At 53.1% G+C, this 928-nt stretch carries 1 pseudogene; it reads right to left on the bottom strand.

Going from position 1 to position 928, the window contains the following annotated elements:
* Positions 1-100: 100 nt before the first annotated feature.
* Positions 101-928: pseudogene (locus ACP5H1_RS08480) on the bottom strand (hypothetical protein); the annotation flags it as partial.

Here is a 928-nt window from a genome sequence, read left to right as displayed (position 1 = left end):
CATCCTGGTACTTATTTATCGTCTCGAGGGGCTCTATGGTGCCGTCCTTGTATACCTTCAGCTCGTGGGCCTTGAATGTGTCGCCCTCGTCCCTCCTGAGCTAGTAGACCTTGACGTCCTTGTCAGCCAGCGTCCTGGCTAAGGCAAAGGCCATGGTGAACCACTCGCTGTGGGAGGTTATAAAGAGCCTCTTGTCGACTCTGGTCAGGTCCTTTGCTACCTCTATCTGTAGGTCCGCGTGAAGGTATATCTCAGGTTCCTCTATGATTATTGACTTCAGGATAGGGTTGTTAACGAGCATCTCAACAATCGCTAGTTGGTGTACGCCGCTTGAGATCAGCGACGGCTCCACCTCCCTTTCCTTTATCAAGGTCCTGAGGCCCTTCTCGTCCCTAACGTAGGTGACGTCGGAAAACCTCTCCTTAAACTTGAGCTTAAAGGGCTCCCACCTGAGGGAGTCGAGCACGAGCGGCTTCACTTGGGGCGAGGCGGCAGGGGAGAAGACGTAGCTGTTTATGGCGTTGAAGAGGCTGAAGACTGCGACTCTCTCGGTGCTCGCAAAGGCCATGGGGGTCAGGCCATCGCTCAGCAGCCTGAGCCATGCGAGGTAAATTACCATGCTTGCTAAGGAACCCCTCACGCAGTTCCTGTCACCGCTGCCTATGTGTATTACTCTCTCGCCAGGAGCTATGTTGGTGATGCACAGGCCTGACGATGTTGGGTGGAATTCAATGGGTATGTTGACGTTTATGTCATTCTTTATCGCGGCCTCGACGTCTCCTTCGGAGCTTATCATAACCTTAAGGTTATCATTTTCTATGACGGCCTCGTCCTTACCTATGGTCACCAGGTTCCTAAGGTCTGCGCCAAAGCTCTGCCTGAGCGAGTCGCTGAGAACCCTCTTAAGGTATTGCTTGGGCATGAGCCT

This window comes from Acidilobus sp., from assembly GCF_049973875.1.
Taxonomy (GTDB): domain Archaea; phylum Thermoproteota; class Thermoprotei_A; order Sulfolobales; family Acidilobaceae; genus Acidilobus.
Note: the sequence above shows the minus strand (reverse complement) of the source record. Positions and strands in the feature narration are given on the sequence as shown.